This is a genomic window from Bradyrhizobium sp. BTAi1 (assembly GCF_000015165.1).
Taxonomy (GTDB): Bacteria; Pseudomonadota; Alphaproteobacteria; order Rhizobiales; family Xanthobacteraceae; genus Bradyrhizobium; species Bradyrhizobium denitrificans.
On record NC_009485.1, the window covers coordinates 2,959,609 to 2,982,586 of the forward strand.

Sequence of the window (22,978 nt, forward strand, 5' to 3'; positions counted from 1 at the left end):
AGGGCTTCACGCAACCGATGCCGTCGGAACGGCCGTCGTGACCGGCTGGTTCACCACGTGGCAGGCGACGCCGCCGATCAGCTCCGGGGCCTGTTGACGGCACAGATCGAACGCCATCGGACAACGCGGGTTGAAGGTGCAGCCCGAAGGCGGATTGATCGGGTTTGGAATCTCGCCCTTGACCGGAATGCGCTGGCGGCCGGACATCGACAGATCCGGCACCGCGCCGAGCAGCATCTTGGTGTAGGGCATGCGCGGATCGTTGAAGAGCGTGCGTCCTTCCGCGATCTCGACGATGCGGCCGAGATACATCACGCCGATGCGGCTCGCCATGTGGCGCACGACCGCGAGATTGTGGCTGATGAACAGATAGGTCAGGCCGAACTTGTCCTGCAGGTCGCGCATCAGATTGAGGATCTGCGCCTGCACGGACACGTCGAGCGCCGAGGTCGGCTCGTCGCAGACGATGAAGTCGGCCTCGGAGGCGAGGGCCCGCGCGATCGCGACGCGCTGGCGCTGGCCGCCGGAGAATTCGTGCGGGAATTTCTGCCCGTCATCCGGATGCAGGCCGACCAGGGTCAGCAGCTCGCCGACGCGGTCCTTGATCTGGCGCTCGCCCTCGATGACGTTGAAGGCGCGGATCGGCTCGGCGATGATGCTGTCGACGCGGAAGCGCGGATTGAGGCTCGCATACGGATCCTGGAACACCATCTGGATGCGGCGGCGCAGCTTGCGCCGCACCTGGGCCTGGCGCGCTTCGCTCATCGACACGCCGTCGATGATGACCTCGCCGGAGGTCGGCGCCAGCAACCCGACCACCATGCGCGCGACCGTGGTCTTGCCGGAGCCGGACTCGCCGACCAGCGCGAAGGTCTCGCCCTTCCGAATGCCGAAGCTGACGCCGTCGACCGCCTTGAGAAACTCCTGCGGCTGCCGCTCGATCACCCGGTTCAGCCAGGGTTTCGACACGTCGAACACCCGGCGCAGATTCCTGACCTCGACAAAATCGCTCATGCCGCGGTCTCCGTCGCGCGATCATACAGATGGCAGGCGACTGCCTGCGTGCCCTGGCGCAGCGGCTCCGGCCGGTCGACGCGGCAGCGGTCGAAGGCGGAGCTGCAGCGCGGATTGAACGAGCAGCCGGGCGGGATCGCGGACAGCCGCGGCATCGCGCCCGGGATCTGCACCAAGCGCTTGTCCTCACCCGCGAGCGTCGGGATCGCACCCATCAGGCCCTTGGCGTAGGGGTGCAGCGGGTTTTTGATGACCTCCTGCACCGGGCCGATCTCGGCGACGCGACCGGCATACATCACGGCGACGCGGTCGCAGGTCTCGGCGATCACGCCCATGTCGTGGGTCACCAGCATCACGGCGGTGCCGTGGTCGCGGCCGAGCCGCTTGATCAGCGAAATGATCTGCGCCTGCACGGAGACGTCGAGCGCGGTGGTCGGCTCGTCGGCGATGATCAGCTCCGGCTCGGCGCACAGCGCGAGCGCGATCACGACGCGCTGGCGCATGCCGCCGGAGAATTCGTGCGGATAGCCGTCGATGCGCTTCTCAGGGGCGGGGATTCCGACCTCGGCGAGCAGGTCGATGGCGCGCTTGCGCGCCTGCTGGTCGGTGAGGTTGGTGTGGGTCTTGATGGTCTCGATGATCTGGTCGCCGACGCGATACAGCGGATTGAGCGAGGTCAGCGGATCCTGGAAGATCATGCCGATCCGCTTGCCGCGCACCTTGCGCATCTCCTCCGGCGGGAGGTTGTCGATCCGCAGGCCGGACAGCAGGATCTCGCCGCCCGAGATGCGGCCGGGCGGATCGATCAGGCCGATCACGGCGAGGCCGGTGACGGATTTGCCGGCGCCGGATTCGCCGACCACGCCGAGCACCTCGCCTTTGGCGATGTCGTAGGAGACGCTGTCGATCGCGCGCAGCATGCCGCGCCTTGTTTCGAACTCGACCTGCAGATTGCGCACGGACAGAACGGGGGCGGTCATCAGGTCAGACCTTCATACGCATGAACGGGATCATCGCAGTTTCGGGTTGAGGGCGTCGCGCAGCCAGTCGCCGAGCAGGTTGATGGCGAGGATCAGCCCGGCCAGGGCGAGGCCGGGAAAGGCGACGATCCACCATTCGCCGGCGAACAGGTAGTTGTTGCCGATCCGGATCAGGGTTCCGAGCGAGGGCATCGTCTCCGGCATGCCGGAGCCGAGAAACGACAAGGTCGCCTCGGTGATGATCGCAAGCGCCAGATTGATGGTCGCGATGACGAGCACGGGGCCGGTGGTGTTGGGCAGCACGTGACGCAGCATGATGACCGGCGCGGGCAGGCCGATCAGTTGCGCGGCGGCGACATAGTCCTTGTTCTTCTCGACCATGACGGAGCTGCGCACCGTGCGCGCATATTGCACCCAGAACGACAGGCCGATCGCCAGCACGAGGACGGCCAGCATGCTCAACCATTCCAGATGATTGCCGGACACCGATTTGGCGATGCCGTTGACCAGGAGCGCGATCAGGATCGGCGGGAAGGTGAGCTGCACGTCGGCGATGCGCATGATCACGGTGTCGACGCGGCCGCCGAAATAGCCGGCGATCAGGCCGAGCGCGATGCCGAGCGCGCCGGAGAACACCACGCCGAGAATGCCGACGATCAGCGAGATCCGCAGGCCGTAGAGGATGGCCGAGAGCACGTCGCGGCCCTGCTCGTCGGTGCCAAGCAAGAACGGGCTCTGGCCGTCGGCGGTCCACAGCGGCGAAATGCGCGAGTTCAGGAGTTGCAGCTGCGCCGGATCGAACGGATTCTGCGGCGACAGCACGGGCGCAAAGACAGCGAGCAGGAAGAAGATGAGCGTGATCACGGCCGCGACCACCGTCAGCTTCGAACGCCGGAACGAATAGAACAGGTCGCTCGCGAGCGCGCGCTTGAGCCAGCCATTCTTGACGGTGTGGGGGGCCTGGACGGGCGTGGGGTGGGGAAGGGCGGCGTCGCTCATGATCAGGCCGGGCGGCTGATGGTCGCGCGCAGGCGCGGATCGACCACGGTGTAGAGGATATCAACCACGAGATTGATGGTGACGAAGATCAGCGACACCATCATCAGGTAGGCCGCCATGATCGGGATGTCGACATTCTGCACCGCCTGCACGAACAACAGGCCCATGCCCGGCCATTGGAACACCTGCTCGGTGATGATCGAGAACGCGATCACCGAGCCGAATTGCAGGCCGACCACGGTGATGACCGGAACCAGCGTGTTGCGCAGGGCATGGCCGAAATGGATGGCGCGGGTGGTCAGCCCGCGGGCGCGGGCGAAGCGGATATAGTCGGTGCGCAGCACCTCCAGCATCTCGGCGCGGACCAGCCGCATGATGAGTGTCATCTGGAACAGGCCGAGCGTGATCGAGGGCATGATCAGCGCCTTCCATCCGGAGGCGGTGAGCAGACCCGTCGTCCACCAACCGATCTTCACGACGTCGCCGCGGCCGAACGAGGGCAGCCAGCCGAGCGTGACCGAGAACAGATAGATCAGCAGGATACCGATCAGGAAGGTCGGCAGCGAAATGCCGATCAGCGACACCATCTGGAACAGCTTGGCCATCAGCGAGTCGCGGCGCAGCGCCGAGAACACGCCCATGATGATCCCGAAGAACAGCGCGAGGATGGTCGCGCAGATCGCGAGCTCCAGGGTCGCCGGCATGCGCTCCTTGAGCAGATCGGAGACCGGCTGCCGGAACTGATAGGACACGCCGAATTTGAACTGCGCGGCGTCGAACAGATAGCGGCCGAACTGCACGATGAAAGGATCGTCCAGGCCCAGCGATTCACGGACGCGGGCGCGTTCCGCGGCGGAGGCGTCGATCGGCACGATCTGGCTGACCGGGTCGCCGGCGAAGCGGAACATGGCGAACGCGATGATCCCGACGGCGATCATGACGCCGATGGCCTGAATTGCTCGGCGAAGCGTGAAGGCGAGCATCTGGTCCTTTCAGTCCCTTCGATCGCGCGGCGGGTAGCACCTGTCGCGAGAAATGAAAAGTCCCGAAAAGCAGTTCTGCTTTCCGGGACTTGAGATGGTCGGAATCCTACTCGGTCTTGGTGGCCAAGTACATCAGCACGAGGTTGTCGGCGCGCAGCGCAATCTTGACCTTCTTGGACACGCCCCAGGCCACGGCCTGCTGGTGCACCGGGATATAGCCGTAGTCCTTGATGCCGATCTCGAACGCCTGCTTGATCAGCTGATTGCGCTTGGCGGCGTCGGTCTCGACCAGGACCTTGTCGGTCAGGGCGTCGAACTCCTTGTTGCAGTAATTGCCGAGATTGGCCTCGCCGCGGGTTGGGTCCTTGGGATCCTCGCGGCAGCCCATGATGTCGTGCATCACATTGTGGGCGTCCATCGACGACGGGGTCCAGCCGAGCAGGAAGAACGAGGTGTTGTAGCCGCCCGGCTTCAGCACCTTGGCGAAATACTGCGCCTTCGGTTGCGCGTTGAGGTTCACCTTGACCCCGATCCGGGCGAGCATGCCGACCACCGCCTGGCAGATGGCGGCGTCGTTCACGTAGCGGTCGTTCGGGCAGTCCAGAGCGACTTCGAAGCCGTCGGGATAGCCGGCCTCTGTCAGCAGTTTCTTGGCGCCGTCCGGATCGTATTTCGGCCTGGTGAACTCCTTGGACAGCGGGAACAGTTCAGGTGCAATCATCAGCGCCGACGGCGTCGACAGGCCGCGCATCACGCGGGTCTTGATCAGCTCGACATCAATGGCCTTGTAGAACGCCTCGCGGACACGGATATCCTTGAACGGGTTCTTGCCCTTGACGTTCGAATAGAGCAGCTCGTCGCGGCTCTCGTCCATGCCGAGGAAGATCGTGCGCAGCTCGGGTCCCTTCAGGACCTGGGCATTGGGGCTCGAATCGACGCGGCCGATGTCCTGCACCGGCACCGGCTCGATGATGTCGACCTCGCCGGACAGCAGCGCCGCAACGCGGGTGGCGTCCGAGGAGATGGTGGTGAACACGATCTCCTTGATGTTGTGCTCCGGCTTGCGCCACCAGTTCGGATTGACCTTGAACACCGTCTTCACACCGGGCTGATGGCTCTCGATGATGAAGGGGCCGGTGCCGTTCTCGTGCAGTGCCGCGTAGCTCGGTGTCGTTGCCGACACCGGGGTCGGCGCGACGGAGTTGTTCTCCTCGCACCACTTCTTGCTCATGATGTACCAAGTATCCCATTGCGAGATCAGGATGGGATTGGGCGCATCGAGCTTCACGTCGACGGTGTAGTCGTCGATCTTGACGAACTTGGCGTCGGGCGGAACGTTGGAGAGGAAGTTCGAGCCGGTGGCGCGAACGCGGTCGGCGGAGAAGATCACGTCATCGGCGGTGAACGGTTCGCCATTGTGGAACTTGACGCCCTTGCGCAGGTGGAAACGCCAGCGGGTCGGCTCGGGGGTTTCCCAGCTCTCGGCCAGCGCAGGAATGATCTTGAGATCCTTGTCACGGGCGGTGAGACCCTCATAAACGTGGGCGTGGTGCGCGATCGTGGTCGATTCCTTGAAAGTATAGGGATCGAGCGATTTGAGGGTGCCCTGGTTGGCATAGCGCAGGGTCTGGGCCGAGGCCGGCAGCCCCGCGAGGCCAACGAGGATGGCGGCCGCCGCAATGAGCAGGGATTTGCGTCCCGACATATGTTCAAATTCTCCGCGTTTGACGCTTGTTTTCTCGGCAGGGACAGATCGCATCCGGCCTGCCTTGTTTGAAGTTCGTGAGTTCTGCAGCGCCTCTTGCACGAACTTCAAGAAGCAACAGGACGCCGGGCGATGTGCTTGCAAGTCTGATGCCGCACCGGAAGAACTGCTTCCAAGGGCTGCGCCGAGCGGCGCCTTCGGACCCGCGGCACCTCGATGTCAGCATGTTGCCAGAGTTCAGCAGCGCCACACAAGTCCGGTTTGTTGAAGCCTAAACGATATGGTTAGTCCTCGCTCGTCCGCGTGCAGCGCACTCAAGCGTGGATATGCGGTCCTCGGGCCCGGCGGGCCCATGGATTGACCATGCCGCAGGAATTGCGCGGCTGCAGCAAAGCGCCGCTTGCTAGAGAGGGGCGAGGGCGGTGATACTGCTACCGTTCGCCTTCGGCGACCGGGTCGGTTCTGCCGTGTTGCGGGAAATCGACCGGAGCGCCGACGGGGAGAGCCATGAACAGCGCGGAGCGGAAATGAAAGTCAATATCGAGATCGATTGTACACCGCTCGAGGCCCGGCAGTTTTTCGGACTTCCCGATCTTGGCCCGATGCAGGCCGCCGTGATGGACCGGCTGCAGCAGCAGATGACGAGCAACATCGACAAGCTCACGCCCGAAGCCATTATGCAGAGCTGGTTCACGTTCGATCCGCGGCTTGCCGAACGGTTCCAGGATCTGATGCTGACCATGACGGGGCTCGGCGGCAGCCGTTCGAACGACAAGAAGTCGGCCTGAATCGAGCCCTCGGCTCGCCTCGGGGTTTCCGGCATCAGCACGGAGCGGAGCGGGCGCCGCGTCGAGAAGCGAGGCCATTACATCGGCGCCATTACATCGGCGCATGGGCCTGCACCATGCGTGCGCTGGAGACCGGCGGCAAGCCGGCGATGACAGCTCAGGGGAGGAGCGATGACCGATTCGGCTTGGATGCCGCCGCTGCAATTCGCCACGACGAACGGCATTCGCATGGGCTATTACGAGGCCGGCCCTGCGTCCGATCGGCCGCCCTTGATCCTGTGTCACGGCTGGCCGGAGCTCGCATTTTCCTGGCGGCATCAGATTAGGGCGCTGGCGGAAGCCGGCATCCGCGTGATCGCGCCCGACCAGCGCGGCTATGGTGCGACCGATCGCCCGGAGGCGGTCGAGGCCTATGACCTCGAACAGCTCACGGCCGACCTGGTCGGCCTGCTCGATCATCTGAAGATCGACAAGGCGGTCTTCGTCGGCCACGATTGGGGCGGCTTCGTCGTCTGGCAAATGCCGCTGCGGCACCCGGACCGCGTCGCCGGCGTGGTCGGCATCAACACGCCGCATCTGCCGCGCGCGCCGGCCGATCCGATTGCGATCATGCGCAAGCGCTTCGGCGACATGATGTACATCGTGCAGTTCCAGGATCCGGCGCGCGAGCCGGATCGCATCTTTGCGAACCGGGTCGAGCAGACCTTCGATGCCTTCATGCGCAAGCCTTTGCCGCGTCACGATGCGCCGCCGACCGAGCCGCCCGCCGGCGGCATCGCCGCGCCGCCCTCGCTCAATCTGGCGTTCCCGCAGATGATTGCCGCCTATGATGCCGCCAAGGATACGCGGCAGCCGATCCTGTCGGAGGCGGAGAAGCGGGTGTTCGTCGAGACGTTCACGCGCACCGGCTTCACGGGCGGCATCAACTGGTACCGCAACATGACCCGCAACTGGCAGCGCTCGGAGGGACTCGACCATACGGTCCGCGTGCCGTCGCTGATGATCATGGCGGAGAACGATGCCGTGCTGCCGCCGTCGGCCGCGGACGGCATGGAGCGACTGGTGCCGGACCTGGAAAAGTATCTCGTCAAGGACAGCGGCCACTGGACCCAGCAGGAGCAGCCGGCGGAGGTCAGCGCCAAGCTGATCGAATGGCGGCGGCGGAGGTTTGGGTAGGGACGGGACTGCTCGCTGAGTGCCCGCGGTTCCGAGACCGCCGAGCACCGATCCTGAGCCGCGTACCGGTTCTAAGCCGCCTGCGCGTTTGCGCCGTGGGCGTGCTTGGCGATGGCGTCGATGATCTGCGGCCAGGTCGGGGTCGGGATGGCGTGGCCCATCTTCTCGATCATCAACAGCTTGGCATTCGGAATCGACTCCGCGGTGTCCGTGCCGGCGGCATGATGCACCAGCGGATCGACCTTGCCGTGGATCACGAGCGTGGGCGCCGTCACCTGATGCAGCCGCGGCTTGCGGCTGCCGGAGGCCAGGATCGCGCGGAGCTGGCGGCCGACACCGGCCGGATGGGGACCGCGGGCGAAGCAGCGTTCCGCCAGCACCACGTCGCGGGCCTCGTCCTCCGGAAACGAGCCGGCGCGCAGCACCTTCCAGGTCTTCTGGAAGCGTCGGACGTACTCGTCCTTGGTTTTCGGCGGCGGCGCCATCAGCAGCATCGCGACCTCGCGCGTCGGCGGCGGAAGCCGTGGATTGCCGGTCGTCGACATGATCGAGGTCAGCGAGCGGAGGCGTTGCGGGAAGTTGAGCGCGATCTCCTGCGCGATCATGCCGCCCATCGAGGCGCCGACCAGATGCGCTGATTTGATGTCGAGCGCGTCCATCAGGCCGACCGTGTCCTTGGCCATGTCGATGAGCTTGTAGGGCGCCGCGACCGGGATGTTGAAGAAGCGCAGCTTGATCAGCTCGAACGGCGTCAGCCGGCGCCCGCCATGCATCTTGCTCGATTGGCCGATGTCGCGGTTGTCGAATCGGATGACGCGGAAGCCGCGGCTTGCGAGCTGTTCGCAGAACTCGTCGTACCAGATGATCATCTGGGCGCCGAGTCCCATGATCAGGAGAAGAGGGGGCGCCGCCGGGTCGCCGAAGGTCTCGTAGCAGATGTCGATACCGTTGGCGCGGGTGATGTGCGGCGGCTGATGGGCGGTTGCAGTCACGTGATCCCTCTTTCAAGGCCAACGAGCCCTCTATGCCATGCTTCCGCGGACCGAGAGAAGCGGCCGCATGATCCTGCCGCATCGCAGCGAGGGCGTGCTATGATAGGTTGTACTCTGAGTCTTTGTGTGGCCTGAAGGAGCGTGCCGATGGTGAATAAATCCGGCGATCCGATCGCGTTCTGGCAACAGATGGTCGGCGAGATGCAGAAGAGCTTCACGGCCTTCACACGGCTGCGACCGATGGGCACGACGTCTCATCCATCCTCCGACGATTCCGCAACTGGTTCTGGAACCGGACAGAAGCCTATGGCCGATCTCATGGAAAACTACTTCGCCGGCATGAATGTGCCGAGCCGTGGTCAGCTCACCGCGTTGAATGATCGGCTGGCGTCGATCGAAAGCGAACTGGCCGAGACGCGGGCGCTGTTGAAGGAACTCCTGGCAGCAAAGGCGCCCGCAGTGGCTCCGCAGCCGGCGGCCGATGTTAGTCCGCAGTTGAATGAGATCAAGGGCTTGCTCGATACGCTTGTCGCCGCATCCAAAGTTCAGCCTCGCGCGCCGGTCGACCTCACGCCGGAGCTCAATGAGATCAAGGCCTTGCTGGACGGGCTTGTTGCTGCGTCCAAGGCGCCGCCAGCGCCGACCGCGCCTGCGGTTGATGTGACGCCTCAGCTCGGCGAGATCAGGGGCCTGCTTGACAAGCTCCTCAACGCCACGCGGCCCTCTGACACGGCACCGCTCGAAGCGGAGCTGCGCGAGATCCGGACGGCGCTGGACGCGTTGCTGAAGGCGTCGCAGCCAGGCGAGGGCGAGCCCACAGCAACCGAGGTGGTTCCGAGAGCGTCGGAGCGGCCTGGCAAGTCGCGCAACAAGAAGCACGGCGGCGCCCCGGCCGGCTCGGGCGCGCGTCCAGGCAATGACGCGCCGTCCGGCAGCTGACCGGGCATTCCTCCCTCCCTTCTGCTTCGCCAATGGTGCGTTGCAGCATTAATGTTGCGATGCACCATTGTTGATGCTATAGTTGAGTTACTCCGGTTTCATGAGGGACGGAGCGAGCCCATAGCTCAGATGCATTGAGGATGGAGACAGCCATGAGCGAGACCAACACCGTGTTCGACACCGTCAAGGATGCCTTTGCGCCGGTGACCGACGCGTTCAAGAACCTGCAGACCATGGAAGTGCCGGAGTCGGCGCGCGAGTTCGTCAAGAAGACCGCGTCGACCGCCAAGGAGCGCGCCGCGGAGGCCCTGGCCGGCTCCGAGAAGGTGACCTCGGCGATCGAGACCGCCGTGTTCGACGGCGTGACTGAGGCCGGCAAGATCAGCCGCAACATCCAGCAGGCGCTCTACCAGGACACCGAAGCGTTCTTCGACGGCATCGATCGGCTGGCGTCCGCCAAGTCGCTCAGCGAAGCCGTTCAGATCCAGGGTGAACTGGCCCGTGCCCGCGGCGAGGCGCTCGTCGCCCGCGCCAAGTCGACCAGCGAGTATGTCGGCAAGCTCGTCACCGAGGGGGCCAAGCTCGCCCAGGAGAACATGGCCAAGGCCTACAACAAGACCGCCTGATCGCCTCCGGCGCGTCAGCCGATCGACCTCCAAGGCCCGCCTCTCGCGGGCCTTTTCTTTTGTGATCAGGCGAAACCGGCTAAAGCGGAGGCCATGCCGCAGCCGCTGTCTCGCATCGTCAACCAGCTCAAGAGCGAGCCGTCGCGCACCGGCTCGCTGATCATCACCGTGTTCGGCGACGCCATCGTGCCGCGCGGCGGCAGTGTCTGGCTCGGCAGCCTGCTCGCCTTCTTCGAGGGGCTGGCCATCGATGGCAGCGTGGTGCGCACGGCGATGTCGCGGCTGACGGCGGAGGGCTGGTTCGAGCGCAGCAAGAGCGGCCGCCACAGCTTCTATCGCCTGACCCGGCGCGGCGAGCAGACCTTTGCCGGTGCCACCCGGCACATCTACGACTCCCCGCCGGCCGAATGGAACGGCAGCTTCGAACTGCTCTTGCTCGGCAGTGCCGATGATCGCGAGCAGGCACGCACCGTGCTGCGCGACGCCGGCTTCGGCAGCCCGCTGCCCGGGGTGTTCGTGGCTCCCTCCAGCATCGCCGTCCCCGACGCCGTGGAGGGCGCGATCCGGCTGCAGGCCTCCGCCGGATCTGACATGGCGCGACGGCTGGTGGCGGAGAGCTGGGCGCTGGAGCGGACGGCGGAGGCCTACCGCAAGTTCAGCGCGTCTTTTGCCCCCCTCAAATCCAGCATCGAACGCGGCGAGGCGCTGTCGGATGGGCAGGCCTTCACCGCGAGGGTTCTGCTGATCCATCACTATCGCCGCATCGTGCTGCGCGATCCGCTGCTGCCGGCGGAGCTGCTGCCGGGGAACTGGCCGGGCCGGCAGGCCCGGGCGCTGTGTGGCGAGATCTACCGGCTGCTGCTGCCGGGCTCGGAGCGCTGGCTCGATGCGCATGCAATCAACGAAGCAGGGCCGCTGCCCGCCGCCGCTGCGGCGCTGCTGCGGCGGTTCGCCGACGTTGATGAGGCGCCCTGATATATTACAAAATTCGATTGCACGAATAAAATTCCGTTATATATTGGCGGCAACCAAGTCCTGGGAGGACGCCGCCGCATGTACACGCAGGCGCTTAATTCGCCCGAGGAGGGCAGCCTCGCCGAGGACGCCGTGCGCGCCTCGCGATTTCAGGCCCGTATCGATGCCGAGGAGCGCATCGAGCCGAACGACTGGATGCCGGCGGCCTATCGCAAGACGCTAGTCCGGCAGATCTCCCAGCACGCCCATTCCGAAATCGTCGGCATGCTGCCCGAGGGCAACTGGATCACGCGCGCGCCGAGCCTGCGCCGCAAGGCGGCGCTGCTCGCCAAGGTCCAGGACGAATGCGGCCATGGGCTGTATCTCTACGCCGCCGCCGAGACGCTGGGCGCCTCGCGCGAGGAACTGGTCGACGCGATGCTGGCCGGCAAGGCGAAGTACTCCTCGATCTTCAACTACCCGACCCTGACCTGGGCGGATATCGGCGTGATCGGCTGGCTGGTCGACGGCGCCGCGATCATGAACCAGATCCCGCTGTGCCGCTGCTCCTATGGACCCTATGCCCGCGCGATGATCCGCGTCTGCAAGGAAGAGTCGTTCCACCAGCGCCAGGGCTACGAGATCATGCTGACCTTGTGCCGCGGCACGGCCGAGCAGAAGGCCATGGCACAGGATGCGCTGAACCGCTGGTGGTGGCCGGTGCTGATGATGTTCGGCCCGCCCGACCAGGCCAGCCAGCACAGCGACACGTCGACCAAATGGAAGATCAAGCGCTTCTCCAATGACGAGCTGCGCCAGAAGTTCATCGATGCCACCGTGCCGCAGGCGCAATATCTCGGGCTGACCATTCCTGATCCCGAGATGACGCAGGACGAGCAGGGCCACTGGCGGCACGGTCCGATCGACTGGAACGAGTTCAAGCAGGTGCTGGCCGGCAACGGCCCGTGCAACCGTGACCGGCTGGCGGCGCGCCGCAAGGCGCATGCCGACGGCGCCTGGGTGCGCGAGGCGGCGGCAGCCTATGCCGAGAAGCGCGCGCGCCGCCAGATGGCGCAAGCTGCCGAATAGGACAGGGGAGAGCGACATGGCGACGCCGAACACGCCGTTGTGGGAGGTCTTCATCCGCAGCCGCAACGGGCTCGCGCACAAGCATTGCGGTTCGCTGCATGCGCCTGATGCGACCATGGCGCTGCAGGCCGCGCGCGACCTCTACACCCGTCGCGGCGAGGGCCTGTCGATCTGGGTGGTGCCGTCGAGTGCGATCACCGCGTCGGACCCTGCTGACAAGGCCATGATGTTCGAGCCGGCGGAATCGAAGATCTATCGCCACCCGACATTCTATGAAGTGCCCGAGGAAGTCGGGCATATGTGATTGTGCGCGGCTGTCAGCCGTCATCATTGCGAGCGCAGCGGCGCAATCCAGACTGCCTGCTCGGATGAATTCCTGGATTGCTTCGCTGCGCTCGCAATGACGGACTCTGTGGCGGGCCTGATCGGATTATAGCTATGACCGCACCCTCGATCATCGTCTCGGAAACGCCGCTGGTGCTGTACACGCTGCGCCGGGCTGATGATGCGCTGATCCTGGGGCATCGGCTGTCCGAATGGTGTGGCCATGCCCCGATGCTCGAAGAGGACATGGCGCTGTCCAACATGGCGCTCGATCTGATCGGCCAGGCGCGTGAGCTGTATGGCTACGCGGCGAAGGTCGAGGGGCGCGGTAATGACGAGGACAAGCTCGCTTATCTGCGCGACGTCCGGCAGTACCGCAATCTCCTCTTGGTCGAGCGTCCCAACGGCGACTTCGCGCACACGATGGTGCGGCAGCTGTTCTACGCGGCGTTCGCCGATCTCTATTGGCGCGGCATGATGGGCTCGACGGATGCGACCCTGGCGGCGATCGCAGCCAAGTCGGAGAAGGAATCCGCCTATCATCTGCGCCATGCCAGCGAATGGGTGATCCGGCTTGGCGACGGCACTGATGAGAGCCACGCCCGCGTGCAGGTCGCGGTCGACGATCTCTGGGCCTATACTGGCGAGATGTTCGGCGCCGACGATGCTGAGCGCGGCCTGATCGATGCCGGTGTCGCGATCGATCCGACGATGCTGCTGCCGGAGTGGCTGTCGATCGTCTCGCATGTCGCGCGCGAGGCGACGCTGACCCTGCCGGAAAACGACTGGATGCAGCAGGGCGGCCGCGACGGCCGCCACAGCGAGCATCTCGGTCATCTGCTCAGCGAGCTGCAATATATGCAGCGCAGCTTCCCCGGTGCGACATGGTAGTCACGGACCTCAGCCCTGCCGAACTGCGCCAGCGCGCCTGGGAGGCGGCTGCGTCGGTGGCCGATCCGGAAATTCCGGTGCTGACGATCGACGATCTCGGCGTGCTGCGCGAGGTCGAACTGGTCGGCGATCGCGTCGACGTCGCGATCACGCCAACCTATTCCGGCTGTCCGGCGATGAACATGATCGCCTTGGAAATCGAGCTCGCGCTGGAGCGCGCCGGTTTCCGTGAGGCCAGGGTGCGGACCGTGCTGTCGCCGGCCTGGACCACGGACTGGATGAGCGAAGAGGGACGCCGCAAGCTGCGCGACTACGGCATTGCGCCGCCGCAGCCATCAAGCGGCCGGCGCGCGCTGTTCGGCGTCGCCGAGGTGGCATGCCCGCAATGCGGCTCCGTCGACACCGAGCAACTCGCGGAGTTCGGCTCGACCTCCTGCAAGGCGCTGTGGCGTTGCAAATCGTGCCGCGAGCCGTTTGATTATTTCAAATGTCACTGATGCCACATCCGTCATCGCGAGCGCAGCGACGCGATCCAGGGCTGCGCGTGCAGCTCTGCATTGGTCCGTCGCTTTGCTCCTCGCAATGACGCGGGGATAGGATCGATGTCGACAACGCCACGCTTCCATCGTCTCGCCGTTCGTGACTTGCGCCGTGAGGCGCCTGATGCGGTGTCGTTGACCTTTGCCATTCCGAACGAGCTGGCGGCGGACTATCGCTTCGCGCCGGGGCAATATCTCACCCTGAAGACCATGCTCGGCGGCGAGGAGATCCGGCGCTCCTATTCCATCTGCTCGGGCCCTGACGACAACGAGATCCGCATCGCGGTGAAGCGCGTCGATGGCGGCGCGTTCTCCAGCTTCGTCACCGACGAATTGAAGCGCGGCGACGAGATCGACGTGATGACGCCGACCGGCCGTTTCGGCGTGGCGCTGCAGCCCGAGGCTGCGCGGACGCATGTCGGTTTTGCGGCGGGATCGGGCATCACGCCGATTTTGTCGATCGTCAAGGCCGTGCTGGCGCGCGAGCCGCACAGCCGCTTCTTCCTGTTCTACGGCAACCGCACCACCGCCGGCATGCTGTTCCGCGAGCAGCTCGAGGAGCTGAAGGACCGTTTCCTTGAGCGCTTCTCGGTGTTCCACGTCATCTCCGGCGAGGAGCAGGATCTGCCGATCCTGCACGGCCGGCTCGACGGCGAGAAGGTGCGCATGCTGCTGCGCTCGCTGGTGCCGGCCGAGAGCGTCGACCACGTCTTCATCTGCGGCCCCACCGGAATGAGCGAGGATATCGAGGTTGCCTGCCGCGCGATGGGCATCGCCGACGAGCGCGTGCATATCGAGCGTTTCGTCTCCGGTTCTGGCGGCAAGCCGCGGCCGAAGATGGTCGTGCCCGACTCCGCGCCACCGAAAGCGATTGCCGCCCTGATCATCGACGGCAAGCGCCGCGAGGTCCCGGTCGCCGACGGCGAAGCCATCCTCGACGCCGCGCTGCGCGCTGGTGTCGACCTGCCGTTCGCTTGCAAAGGCGGCATGTGCTCCACCTGCCGCGCGAAGCTGGTCGAAGGAAACGCGGAGATGGAGCTGAACTACTCGCTGGAGCCGTGGGAGTTGCAGGCGGGATTTGTGCTGACATGCCAAGCGAGGCCGGTGACGGAGCGGGTGGTGGTGGACTACGATCATATGTGAGGAAGCACTTGTGATGGGGCCTCATGGTTCGAGACGCGCCGCGTACGAGAGTTTCGCCTAGCGTTGGCCCGATCGGCGCGGCGCTCCTCACCAAGAGGGTCCGGCTCCGATGCCGGCGCTGCACATCGGCCATGAGCAGCGTGCTCATGGAGAGGGGCTGCTTTGCCGCGCTCCGGTCCGCTATCCCGCCGGCCTTCTGTCCTTGATCCGCTTCGCCTTGCCGGCCGAGCGCTCCAGCGTATCGGGCGGGACCGCCTTCACCTTTGCCGTCACGCCGATCGTGTTCTTGATGTGGATCGAGATGCGTTCGGCGTGCGCGCCGAGGCCGGTTTCGTCCCAATGTTCGGGGCGGGATTCCGCGTAGATGGTCAGCTCGTCCATGCGGCCCTCGCGCGTGAGCTCCAGCATGAAATGGCCGCCGCACCATTCGGTGGTGAGCAGGATTTCCTCGATCTGCGACGGGAACAGATTGACGCCGCGCAGGATGATCATGTCGTCGGAGCGGCCGGTGACCTTCTCCATCCGACGCATGCCCGGCCGCGCGGTGCCCGGTAGCAGCCGTGTCAGATCGCGGGTGCGATAGCGGATGACTGGGAAGGCCTCCTTGGTCAGCGAGGTGAACACCAATTCTCCCATCTCGCCGTCGGGCAGCACCTTGCCGGTGTCGGGATCGACAATCTCCGGATAGAAATGATCCTCCCAGATGTGCAAGCCGTCCTTGGTCTCCAGGCATTCCTGCGCCACGCCAGGGCCGATCACCTCGGACAGGCCGTAGATGTCGGTGGCGTCCATCGCGAAGGCGTCCTCGATTTCGGCGCGCATCGCGTTGGTCCAGGGCTCTGCGCCGAAGATGCCGATTTTGAGCGAGCTCTGCCGGGGATCCAGCCCCTGGCGCTTGAACTCGTCGAGGATCGCCAGCATGTAGCTCGGCGTCACCGTGATGATGTCGGGCCGGAAATCGTTGATCAGCTGCACCTGCCGCTCGGTCATGCCGCCGGAGATCGGCACCACGGTGCAGCCGAGTTCCTCGGCGCCGTAATGGACGCCAAGCCCGCCGGTGAACAGGCCGTAGCCATAGGCATTGTGAATGATCATGCCGCTGCGGCCGCCGGCGGCGCGGATCGAGCGTGCCATCACGTGAGACCAGGTCGCGATGTCGTTTCGGGTGTAGCCGACCACGATCGGTTTGCCGGTGGTGCCCGAGGAGGCATGCACCCGCACCAACTGCTCGCGGGGCACGGCGAACATGTTGAACGGATAATTGTCGCGCAGGTCGGTCTTCACCGTGAACGGAAATTTGGCGAGATCGGCGAGCTCGCGGAAATCCGACGGATGAACGCCGGCCGTGTCGAAGGCGCGGCGGTAATGCGCGACGTTGTCATAGGCGTGCTTCAGCGACCAGGCGAGGCGTTTTGTCTGCAGCGCCATGATCTCGTCGCGCGAGGCGCGCTCGGTGGCGTCCATGTCGGGCACATAGCTGCCGGCCGATTGATGCTTGGGCGATGTCATGGCGTCGGATCCTCCGGCAGGGGCGGGGCGAAAGGAAACTGCTTTAGGTCGCGTTGGCTGTACCAGACGGCACCAGCGCGCCACCGATGCTGCGCGAATGGCCGCGGAATTCAGCAATCACGGTGCCGGCCGCGGTCACGCGGACGTCGTAAATGCCGGAGCGGCCGCTGCGCGAGATCTCGCTCGCGCTTGCCGTCAGGACATCGCCGAGCTTGCCCGGCCGGATGAAGCTGATGCTGCCCTGCGCGGCAACGGTGCGGTCATTGTGCGAGTTGCAGGCGAAGGCGAAGGCGGAATCGGCGAGCGTGAAGATGAAGCCGCCATGGGCGATACCATGGCCGTTCACCATGTGCGGCTGGATCGTCATCTGCAAGGTGGCGCGTCCCGGGCCGATGTCGATGATCTGCATGCCAAGCCCCTGGCTGGCGCGATCGTCCTGCCACATCGCGTTGGCGCAGGCGCGGGCGAGCGCGTCAGGGGAGAGCGTCGCGGCGTCGCTCATCGCCACGGCTCCCGGTCTTCAAAGGCCGGTTTCCCCCTCAAAAGGCGTGCTGGTGAAACCACGGCGTTCTCTCCCGCTGATGCTTGTTGGAACAAGCATTCTCATCTAGTTAGGGCCGACATCGTGGCAAAGTTTCCGTGCGCGTCAAGCGAAAGCGGTGCCCGCGTGTCGCCGCCTGTCGATCGCAACCAGAGGGAATTTGACCCGTGCCCGAAGCTGCCAACCTCGCCGTGCTCGCCGGTCTCCTGATCGGCGTGATCTATGGCGTGGTCGGTCTCGTCAGCGGCTTCTGCATGATGAGCAGCCTGCGCGGCTGGTGGGCCGACGGCGACGGTCGTCTGGTACGAACTTACGCGCTGGCGATGGGGATCGCCATTCTGGTCACCCAGCTTCTCGCGGCCAATGGCGTCGTCGATCTCGGCAAATCGATCTATCTGCAGCCGACATTCTCGCTGCCGCTGATGCTCGCAGGTGGTGTGCTGTTCGGCTATGGCATGGTGCTCGCCAATGGCTGCGGCTCGCGCGCGCTGGTGCTGCTCGGCCGCGGCAATCTGCGCTCGTTTGTCGTCGTCATGGTGCTGGCGATCGCGGCCGAGATGACGTTGAAGGGTCTGATCGCACCGTTGCGTATCGCGCTGATGCAGGGCTCGCAGACCACGGCGACCGTGACCTCTCTGCCGGCGTTGCTGTCGATTGGCGGCCTGCATGGCGTACCGGCACGGCTGTTGCCGGCGCTCGTGCTCGGTGGCGGCTTGATGATCTTTGCCTTCGCGCATGCACCATTCCGGCGCGCGCCCGGGCAGATGCTCGCGGGGTTTATCGTCGGCCTGCTGATCGCGGCGGGCTGGTTTGCGACCGGTCATCTCGGTGCCGACGATTTCAACCCGGTGCCGGTGGCGTCGCTGACCTTTGTCGCGCCGATCGCCGATGGCCTGCAATATGTGATGCTATCGACCGGCTCGACGGTGAATTTCGGCATCGTGACAGTGGCGGGTGTGCTCCTCGGCAGCCTCCTGACGGCCGTCGCCACGCGCCGCTTCAAGCTCGAAGGTTTTCACTCGCCGCAGCACATGCTGCGCTCGGCCGGCGGCGCCGCGCTGATGGGGATCGGCGGCGTGATGGCGCTGGGCTGCTCGGTCGGACAGGGGCTCACAGGCCTGTCGACCCTGGCCTTGCCGTCGTTCGTGGCCATTGCCGGGATCATGATCGGCGCGGCCATGGGCCTGCGCGGCGGCTTGCGCGTGCGGCCGTTGCAGATCGAGCCGAAGGCGGGGCTTTAGTAGGTCTCGACGCCTTTGGCTTGAATGAGATGCTGGCCGCTCATTCACCTCCCCCACCGGGGAGAGGTGGACGTCCCTGGACGCGCGACCTCGATCAAGTTCGGGTCGCACGTTGTTCACTCCGTGGCACGCGTGACGATGCGGATCTCCGATGTCAGTGTCCGGTGCACCGGGCATTTGTCGGCGATCTCCATCAGCTTCCTGCGCTGCTCGTCGTCGAGCGCACCGTCGAGGTGGATCTCGCGCTCGAGCTGATCGATCAGCCCGACCTTGGTCTCGCACTCGGCGCAGTCCTCCGCATGGATCTTGCTGTGACGCAGGGTGACGGTGATGCGTTCGAGCGGCAGGACTTTGCGATCGGCATAGAGCCGCAGCGTCATCGAGGTGCAGGCGCCGAGCGCGGCGAGCAGCAGGTCGTAGGGGCCGGGGCCGGAATCCTGGCCGCCGACGGAGAGCGGCTCGTCGGCGGTGAGATGATGCGGGCCGAGCGCGATGCTCTGCTGCAGCTTGCTCGACCGGGTCTCGCGCACCACCACATCGCGCGGTCCATCCTTGGCGGCCGGCTCCGCGGCCGCCGGCGCGACATAGCGGCCGGCCCAGCTTGCGATCACCTCGGCGATATAGGCGGCGTCGGTCTTGCTGCTGATGAGATGATCGGCATGATCGAGCGAGATGAAGCTTTTCGGATGCTTGGCGGCGACGAAGATGTGGGTGGCGTTGTCGATCCCGACCGTGTCGTCGACGGGCGAGTGCATCACCAGCAGCGCCTTGTGCAGATGCCTAACCTTGTCGAGCAGGCGCTGCTCGGCGATGTCGTCGAGGAACGAACTGCTGATGCGGAACGGGCGGCCCGCGAGCGAGACCTCGGCCGTGCCGTCGCGGCGGATCGCGGCGAGACGGTCCTTGAACATCGCGGTGACATGGGCGGGATCTGAGGGCGCCGCGATCGTCACCACGGCTTTCGCGTCCGGAATGTCGGCCGCCGCGGCCAGCACCGCGGCGCCGCCGAGGCTGTGGCCGATCAGGATGGCGGGCGCCTGTCGCGCTTTGCGCAAATGATCGGCGGCGCGGACGAGGTCGGCGATGTTGGAGGAGAATGTCGTGTTGGCGAAGTCGCCCTCGCTGGAGCCGAGGCCGGTGAAGTCGAACCTGAGCACCGCGATGCCATGGGCCGTCAGCGCCATCGCGATGCGGCGCGCCGCATGCGTGTCCTTGCCGCAGGAGAAGCAATGCGCGAACAGCGCATAGGCGCGCGGCGCGCCATCAGGAAGGTCGAGCGCTGCGGACAGTCTGTCGCCGCCTGCGCCTTCGAATTGGAAACGTTCGGTGGGCATGATGTGGGTCCCCAATCGCTACGTCCGCTGGCGGCAATGACGCCGCACCGTCTGGCATCAGGATACACCAGATAGCGTCTGTACGCAGGTATGATGGCGCATTCTCGCGGCTTGCTCGGCCCGAGCTTTGCGGTTATTGGCCCCTCTGACATCGAGAGGGCGCAGGGAAGGTCGGGAGCCTGCCGCCCCCATGGTCCGCCTGCGGAAAAAATGCAGGCGGCAGAACCACAGGTTCTGCTGAGGACATCTGTATGCGATTGGACGGAGGTCAGCCCGGACCCGCAATAGCTCTCGGGAGCAAGCCACGATCACTCCCGCGGCGGCAACAGCTCGATCTCCTGTTCACCGTGCCGGATCGCCGTCGGCAGGTCTTGCGCGACAAGATCGGAAATCCATCGGACGAGCGCGGGAAGGGCTTCGTCCTTCGCCTGCCGGCGAAGTGGGGGCAAGTCCCGCTCGTGCGCGGTGCCGACTTTGATGTTGAGACGCTCATAAGGAATGTCGCCGTCCGGAGGCCGATATCGTGCATCGAACAGACGCCTGCCGTGGCTGCGAACGAGGTGGACGCGAATGCCGCCGAGATCTCTTGCGGTCAGTGCGGCGAGGATGACGGACGGCTTCAGAAGATATCCATAGCCTTTCGGTATCTTGCCCGTCTCTGAGGTGAATTCCATGGTTGATCTTCTCTGTCACGCTCGGATACGACCATAACCGTGTTGGACCCCAGCTCAGAAGCTCATAGAAACTCAGTCCGTAGCAATCACTGAGATCATCAGCACGCTGGTCATGGCTGCGTCCTCTCCCCTTGCGGGAGAGCGCCTGGAGGACAGAGCCGCAAGCTCCCTTGGGGGAGGGGGATGTCGCCACCAGCGCTGTCCGCCGAGAGCGACCCCTCACCCAACCGAGTGCCTGGATAGGCCGGAGATGCCCTCTCCCGCAAGGGGAGAGGGCGCTGTATCGCGCAGTCGCTCTTGGACCTTTGCAACGAACTCGATTGATACGGGAGCAAAGCGAAGCGTGCCCACCCTTCTTTGCTTTTCGGCGAAAGACGGTGGGCACGACGCTCCGCGTCTTTGCCCAACCTGCGACTGCGTTGGCTTGGCGTTGAGCGAAGCCGGTCAGTCCGAATAGCGCTGCTCGGCCCAGGGATCTCCGCGGTTGTGATAGCCGCGCACTTCCCAATAGCCGGGGGCATCGTGATCGAGGAATTCGATCGCCTTCAGCCATTTCGCGCTCTTCCAGAAATACAGATGCGGCACGACGACGCGCACCGGGCCACCATGCTCCTGCGTCAACGGCGCGCCGGACCAGCTGTGCGCGAGCAGCGCATCCTCAGCAGCGAAATCCGCCAGTGCCAGATTGGTCGTGTAGCCGTCATAGGAATGCAGCACGACGAAGTCCGCCGTGTCGCGCGGCCGGCAGGCGGCGAGCAGATCGCGCGTCGCCAGCCCCTCCCATTGATTGTCGTAGCGCGACCAGGTCGTCACGCAATGGATGTCGGAGACGAACTGGCGCTGCTCCTGGGCCAGGAAGGTCGGCATGTCCCAGAACAGCGGATTTTCGACCGCGCCATAGACGTCGAGCCGCCAGCGCTCTGATGTGACCGACGGCGTCAGGCCGAGGTCCAGCACCGGCCAGTCACGGGTCAGATGCTGACCCGGCGGCAGGCGCTGGTCCTCAGGCCGCGCGATGCGGCCAGTCAGGAACTTGCCCTCGCGCGCCCAGCGTTCCTTGCTGCGGGTCAGCTTGTTCTCGGGCGGCAGCCCGGACTCGTCAGCCATCTCAGCACCTCGTCGGTTCGTGCGGGCTTATTCGTGCCTGTGCATCGCGGACGCATGCTTGGTGTCGCGCATGGTCGCATAGATGAGCAAAGACAGGAAGATCACGCCCGAGAGATAATAATAGAACCAGGTCTCATGCCCAATGCTTTTGAAGTAGAGCGCGATCGCCGGCGCGGTGCCGCCGAACAGCGACACGGTGATCGCGTAGGGCAGGCCGACGCCCAGCGCGCGCACATTGGTCGGGAATAGCTCCGCCTTGACGACCGCGTTGATCGACGTATAGCCGGCCGTGAAGATCCAGGCGCCGCAGATCAGCAGGAACGCCATGAATGGCTCCTTGGTGGCCTTCAGCGCGGTCAGGATCGGGATCGTTGCCAAGGTGCCGACGACGCCGAAGAAGATCAACAGCGGCTTGCGGCCGATACGGTCGGAGATCGCGCCATAGACCGGCTGCAGCACGCAGGCGAACAGCAGCGAGCCGAAGATCACCATGGTTGTCTGATCCTCGGTGAGGCCGACCGACAGCTTCACGAAGGTCTGCATATAGGTCGTGAAGGTGTAGAACGCGGCGGTGCCGCCGGCGGTGAGGCCGACGACCAGCAAGAGCTCGCGCGGATATCTGAACAGCGCGGCGATCGAGCCGGACGGGCCGACTGTCTTCTTGGCCTCCACGAAGGCTTCGGTCTCGTGCAGATTCCGCCGCATCACCGCGACGAAGATCGCGAGGCCGGCGCCGATAAGGAAGGGGATGCGCCAGCCCCAGGCCTTCAGCTCGTCGGTCGTCAGAAACACTTTCTGCAGCAGCAGGAGCACGATGATCGCGGTGAGCTGGCCGCCGATCAGCGTGACATATTGAAAGCTCGAATAGAAGCCGCGGTGCTTGGCGTCGGCGACCTCGGACAGATAGGTGGCGCTGGCGCCATACTCACCGCCGAGGCTCAGGCCCTCGATCACGCGGGCGAGCGCCAGGATGATCGGTGCGGCGATCCCGATCGTGGCATAGGTCGGCGTCACCGCGATGATCAGCGAGCCGAAGCACATGCAGAGCACGGAGACCGTCAGCGACAGCCGCCGGCCATAATGGTCGGCGATATAGCCGAACAACCAGCCGCCGAGCGGGCGCATCAGGAAGGTGGCGGCGAACACCACGGCGGCGTTCAACTGCTCGACGACCGGGTCTCTTGACGGGAAGAACGCCGGCGCGAAATACAGCGCAAACGCGGTGTAGGCATAGAAGTCGTACCATTCGACCAGGTTACCGGCCGAGCCGATCAGGATCGCCTTGATGCGCCGCTCGACGTCGGTGAACGTCGTGGCTTCGGTGGCAGGCTCGATCGCCTGGTCTGTCATATCCGGTCTCCGGGCAAGCATGATTTGCGGCCCTTCTACGGGAGCCGGCGGGATTGCCAATATGGAGAAAGGGCAGGGGT

At 65.0% G+C, this 22,978-nt stretch carries 23 protein-coding genes; 11 read left to right on the forward strand and 12 right to left on the reverse strand.

Going from position 1 to position 22,978, the window contains the following annotated elements; translation table 11 throughout:
- Positions 1 to 6: 6 nt before the first annotated feature.
- From BBTA_RS13295 to BBTA_RS13315, 5 genes are all read right to left on the reverse strand, one after another.
- On the reverse strand, positions 7 to 1,014 hold the full coding sequence (locus tag BBTA_RS13295) for an ABC transporter ATP-binding protein (RefSeq protein ID WP_041750615.1): 1,008 nt from the start codon (positions 1,012 to 1,014) through the stop codon (positions 7 to 9).
- On the reverse strand, positions 1,011 to 1,994 hold the full coding sequence (locus BBTA_RS13300; RefSeq protein WP_012043003.1) for an ABC transporter ATP-binding protein: 984 nt from the start codon (positions 1,992 to 1,994) through the stop codon (positions 1,011 to 1,013). The genes BBTA_RS13295 and BBTA_RS13300 overlap by 4 nt, the downstream gene beginning before the upstream one ends.
- Before the next feature lie 30 nt (positions 1,995 to 2,024).
- The gene (locus BBTA_RS13305; protein WP_012043004.1) at positions 2,025 to 2,993 is read right to left on the reverse strand and encodes an ABC transporter permease; all 969 of its coding nucleotides are present in this window, start codon (positions 2,991 to 2,993) and stop codon (positions 2,025 to 2,027) included.
- 2 nt (positions 2,994 to 2,995) lie between these two features.
- A complete protein-coding gene (locus tag BBTA_RS13310; RefSeq protein ID WP_012043005.1) occupies positions 2,996 to 3,976 on the reverse strand; it encodes an ABC transporter permease in 981 nt (326 codons plus the stop codon).
- 106 nt (positions 3,977 to 4,082) lie between these two features.
- Positions 4,083 to 5,681 carry an ABC transporter substrate-binding protein gene (locus BBTA_RS13315; RefSeq protein WP_012043006.1) on the reverse strand — a complete coding sequence of 533 codons (1,599 nt, stop codon included), beginning with the start codon at positions 5,679 to 5,681 and terminating at the stop codon, positions 4,083 to 4,085.
- A 527-nt stretch (positions 5,682 to 6,208) separates the two neighbouring features.
- Here BBTA_RS13315 and BBTA_RS13320 point away from each other — a divergent pair.
- Positions 6,209 to 6,469 (forward strand): DUF6489 family protein, encoded by a 261-nt coding sequence (locus BBTA_RS13320; RefSeq protein ID WP_012043007.1) that lies wholly within the window; start codon positions 6,209 to 6,211, stop codon positions 6,467 to 6,469.
- Positions 6,470 to 6,640: 171 nt separating this feature from the next.
- Positions 6,641 to 7,645, forward strand: a complete 1,005-nt coding sequence (locus BBTA_RS13325) for an alpha/beta fold hydrolase (protein WP_012043008.1) — start codon at positions 6,641 to 6,643, stop codon at positions 7,643 to 7,645.
- A 71-nt stretch (positions 7,646 to 7,716) separates the two neighbouring features.
- Here BBTA_RS13325 and BBTA_RS13330 read toward each other — a convergent pair whose 3' ends face one another.
- Complete coding sequence (locus BBTA_RS13330; RefSeq protein ID WP_012043009.1) at positions 7,717 to 8,637, reverse strand: alpha/beta fold hydrolase; 921 nt, start codon at positions 8,635 to 8,637, stop codon at positions 7,717 to 7,719.
- Positions 8,638 to 8,784: 147 nt separating this feature from the next.
- On the opposite strand from BBTA_RS13330, the gene BBTA_RS13335 reads away from it, so the two are divergent.
- The 8 genes from BBTA_RS13335 to paaE all read left to right on the forward strand — a co-directional run bounded on the left by BBTA_RS13335 (position 8,785) and on the right by paaE (position 15,142).
- On the forward strand, positions 8,785 to 9,576 hold the full coding sequence (locus tag BBTA_RS13335) for a hypothetical protein (RefSeq protein WP_012043010.1): 792 nt from the start codon (positions 8,785 to 8,787) through the stop codon (positions 9,574 to 9,576).
- Between the two features lie 152 nt (positions 9,577 to 9,728).
- Positions 9,729 to 10,202 carry a phasin gene (locus BBTA_RS13340; protein WP_012043011.1) on the forward strand — a complete coding sequence of 158 codons (474 nt, stop codon included), beginning with the start codon at positions 9,729 to 9,731 and terminating at the stop codon, positions 10,200 to 10,202.
- A gap of 93 nt (positions 10,203 to 10,295) precedes the next feature.
- The gene (gene paaX / locus BBTA_RS13345; RefSeq protein WP_012043012.1) at positions 10,296 to 11,177 is read left to right on the forward strand and encodes a phenylacetic acid degradation operon negative regulatory protein PaaX; all 882 of its coding nucleotides are present in this window, start codon (positions 10,296 to 10,298) and stop codon (positions 11,175 to 11,177) included.
- Positions 11,178 to 11,255: 78 nt separating this feature from the next.
- Positions 11,256 to 12,245, forward strand: a complete 990-nt coding sequence (paaA, locus tag BBTA_RS13350) for a 1,2-phenylacetyl-CoA epoxidase subunit PaaA (protein WP_012043013.1) — start codon at positions 11,256 to 11,258, stop codon at positions 12,243 to 12,245.
- Positions 12,246 to 12,261: 16 nt separating this feature from the next.
- Complete coding sequence (gene paaB / locus BBTA_RS13355; RefSeq protein ID WP_012043014.1) at positions 12,262 to 12,549, forward strand: 1,2-phenylacetyl-CoA epoxidase subunit PaaB; 288 nt, start codon at positions 12,262 to 12,264, stop codon at positions 12,547 to 12,549.
- Positions 12,550 to 12,683: 134 nt separating this feature from the next.
- Positions 12,684 to 13,460 carry a 1,2-phenylacetyl-CoA epoxidase subunit PaaC gene (gene paaC, locus BBTA_RS13360; RefSeq protein ID WP_012043015.1) on the forward strand — a complete coding sequence of 259 codons (777 nt, stop codon included), beginning with the start codon at positions 12,684 to 12,686 and terminating at the stop codon, positions 13,458 to 13,460.
- Positions 13,454 to 13,957 (forward strand): 1,2-phenylacetyl-CoA epoxidase subunit PaaD, encoded by a 504-nt coding sequence (paaD, locus tag BBTA_RS13365; protein WP_012043016.1) that lies wholly within the window; start codon positions 13,454 to 13,456, stop codon positions 13,955 to 13,957. The genes paaC and paaD overlap by 7 nt, the downstream gene beginning before the upstream one ends.
- Positions 13,958 to 14,062: 105 nt before the next feature.
- On the forward strand, positions 14,063 to 15,142 hold the full coding sequence (gene paaE / locus BBTA_RS13370) for a 1,2-phenylacetyl-CoA epoxidase subunit PaaE (protein WP_041750616.1): 1,080 nt from the start codon (positions 14,063 to 14,065) through the stop codon (positions 15,140 to 15,142).
- Positions 15,143 to 15,322: 180 nt separating this feature from the next.
- On the opposite strand, the gene paaK is transcribed toward paaE, so the two are convergent.
- Positions 15,323 to 16,651 carry a phenylacetate--CoA ligase PaaK gene (gene paaK / locus BBTA_RS13375; RefSeq protein WP_012043018.1) on the reverse strand — a complete coding sequence of 443 codons (1,329 nt, stop codon included), beginning with the start codon at positions 16,649 to 16,651 and terminating at the stop codon, positions 15,323 to 15,325.
- Between the two features lie 43 nt (positions 16,652 to 16,694).
- Positions 16,695 to 17,153: a hydroxyphenylacetyl-CoA thioesterase PaaI gene (paaI, locus tag BBTA_RS13380; RefSeq protein ID WP_012043019.1), complete on the reverse strand. Its 459-nt coding sequence runs from the start codon at positions 17,151 to 17,153 to the stop codon at positions 16,695 to 16,697.
- A gap of 206 nt (positions 17,154 to 17,359) precedes the next feature.
- Between paaI and BBTA_RS13385 the strand changes: the two genes are divergently transcribed.
- The gene (locus tag BBTA_RS13385; protein ID WP_012043020.1) at positions 17,360 to 18,433 is read left to right on the forward strand and encodes a YeeE/YedE family protein; all 1,074 of its coding nucleotides are present in this window, start codon (positions 17,360 to 17,362) and stop codon (positions 18,431 to 18,433) included.
- A 116-nt stretch (positions 18,434 to 18,549) separates the two neighbouring features.
- On the opposite strand, the gene BBTA_RS13390 is transcribed toward BBTA_RS13385, so the two are convergent.
- The 4 genes from BBTA_RS13390 to BBTA_RS13405 all read right to left on the reverse strand — a co-directional run bounded on the left by BBTA_RS13390 (position 18,550) and on the right by BBTA_RS13405 (position 22,898).
- The gene (locus BBTA_RS13390) at positions 18,550 to 19,767 is read right to left on the reverse strand and encodes a bifunctional alpha/beta hydrolase/OsmC family protein (protein WP_012043021.1); all 1,218 of its coding nucleotides are present in this window, start codon (positions 19,765 to 19,767) and stop codon (positions 18,550 to 18,552) included.
- 308 nt (positions 19,768 to 20,075) lie between these two features.
- Positions 20,076 to 20,441: a hypothetical protein gene (locus tag BBTA_RS13395; protein WP_012043022.1), complete on the reverse strand. Its 366-nt coding sequence runs from the start codon at positions 20,439 to 20,441 to the stop codon at positions 20,076 to 20,078.
- Positions 20,442 to 20,885: 444 nt separating this feature from the next.
- A complete protein-coding gene (locus BBTA_RS13400) occupies positions 20,886 to 21,548 on the reverse strand; it encodes a sulfite oxidase-like oxidoreductase (protein ID WP_012043023.1) in 663 nt (220 codons plus the stop codon).
- 27 nt (positions 21,549 to 21,575) lie between these two features.
- Complete coding sequence (locus BBTA_RS13405; RefSeq protein ID WP_012043024.1) at positions 21,576 to 22,898, reverse strand: MFS transporter; 1,323 nt, start codon at positions 22,896 to 22,898, stop codon at positions 21,576 to 21,578.
- Positions 22,899 to 22,978 lie beyond the last annotated feature (80 nt).

What these genes read in the sequence shown, in the direction of transcription:
- BBTA_RS13315 (WP_012043006.1), bottom strand. Translation starts at nt 5,681, where the DNA reads ATGTCGGGACGCAAATCCCTGCTCATTGCGGCGGCCGCCATCCTCGTT.
- paaD (WP_012043016.1), top strand. Translation starts at nt 13,454, where the DNA reads ATGGTAGTCACGGACCTCAGCCCTGCCGAACTGCGCCAGCGCGCCTGG.
- BBTA_RS13310 (WP_012043005.1), bottom strand. Translation starts at nt 3,976, where the DNA reads ATGCTCGCCTTCACGCTTCGCCGAGCAATTCAGGCCATCGGCGTCATG.
- BBTA_RS13305 (WP_012043004.1), bottom strand. Translation starts at nt 2,993, where the DNA reads ATGAGCGACGCCGCCCTTCCCCACCCCACGCCCGTCCAGGCCCCCCAC.
- BBTA_RS13335 (WP_012043010.1), top strand. Translation starts at nt 8,785, where the DNA reads ATGGTGAATAAATCCGGCGATCCGATCGCGTTCTGGCAACAGATGGTC.
- BBTA_RS13320 (WP_012043007.1), top strand. Translation starts at nt 6,209, where the DNA reads ATGAAAGTCAATATCGAGATCGATTGTACACCGCTCGAGGCCCGGCAG.
- BBTA_RS13395 (WP_012043022.1), bottom strand. Translation starts at nt 20,441, where the DNA reads ATGGAATTCACCTCAGAGACGGGCAAGATACCGAAAGGCTATGGATAT.
- BBTA_RS13405 (WP_012043024.1), bottom strand. Translation starts at nt 22,898, where the DNA reads ATGACAGACCAGGCGATCGAGCCTGCCACCGAAGCCACGACGTTCACC.
- BBTA_RS13400 (WP_012043023.1), bottom strand. Translation starts at nt 21,548, where the DNA reads ATGGCTGACGAGTCCGGGCTGCCGCCCGAGAACAAGCTGACCCGCAGC.
- BBTA_RS13390 (WP_012043021.1), bottom strand. Translation starts at nt 19,767, where the DNA reads ATGCCCACCGAACGTTTCCAATTCGAAGGCGCAGGCGGCGACAGACTG.
- BBTA_RS13300 (WP_012043003.1), bottom strand. Translation starts at nt 1,994, where the DNA reads ATGACCGCCCCCGTTCTGTCCGTGCGCAATCTGCAGGTCGAGTTCGAA.
- paaA (WP_012043013.1), top strand. Translation starts at nt 11,256, where the DNA reads ATGTACACGCAGGCGCTTAATTCGCCCGAGGAGGGCAGCCTCGCCGAG.
- BBTA_RS13325 (WP_012043008.1), top strand. Translation starts at nt 6,641, where the DNA reads ATGACCGATTCGGCTTGGATGCCGCCGCTGCAATTCGCCACGACGAAC.
- BBTA_RS13295 (WP_041750615.1), bottom strand. Translation starts at nt 1,014, where the DNA reads ATGAGCGATTTTGTCGAGGTCAGGAATCTGCGCCGGGTGTTCGACGTG.
- paaX (WP_012043012.1), top strand. Translation starts at nt 10,296, where the DNA reads ATGCCGCAGCCGCTGTCTCGCATCGTCAACCAGCTCAAGAGCGAGCCG.
- paaK (WP_012043018.1), bottom strand. Translation starts at nt 16,651, where the DNA reads ATGACATCGCCCAAGCATCAATCGGCCGGCAGCTATGTGCCCGACATG.
- paaB (WP_012043014.1), top strand. Translation starts at nt 12,262, where the DNA reads ATGGCGACGCCGAACACGCCGTTGTGGGAGGTCTTCATCCGCAGCCGC.
- paaI (WP_012043019.1), bottom strand. Translation starts at nt 17,153, where the DNA reads ATGAGCGACGCCGCGACGCTCTCCCCTGACGCGCTCGCCCGCGCCTGC.
- paaE (WP_041750616.1), top strand. Translation starts at nt 14,063, where the DNA reads ATGTCGACAACGCCACGCTTCCATCGTCTCGCCGTTCGTGACTTGCGC.
- paaC (WP_012043015.1), top strand. Translation starts at nt 12,684, where the DNA reads ATGACCGCACCCTCGATCATCGTCTCGGAAACGCCGCTGGTGCTGTAC.
- BBTA_RS13340 (WP_012043011.1), top strand. Translation starts at nt 9,729, where the DNA reads ATGAGCGAGACCAACACCGTGTTCGACACCGTCAAGGATGCCTTTGCG.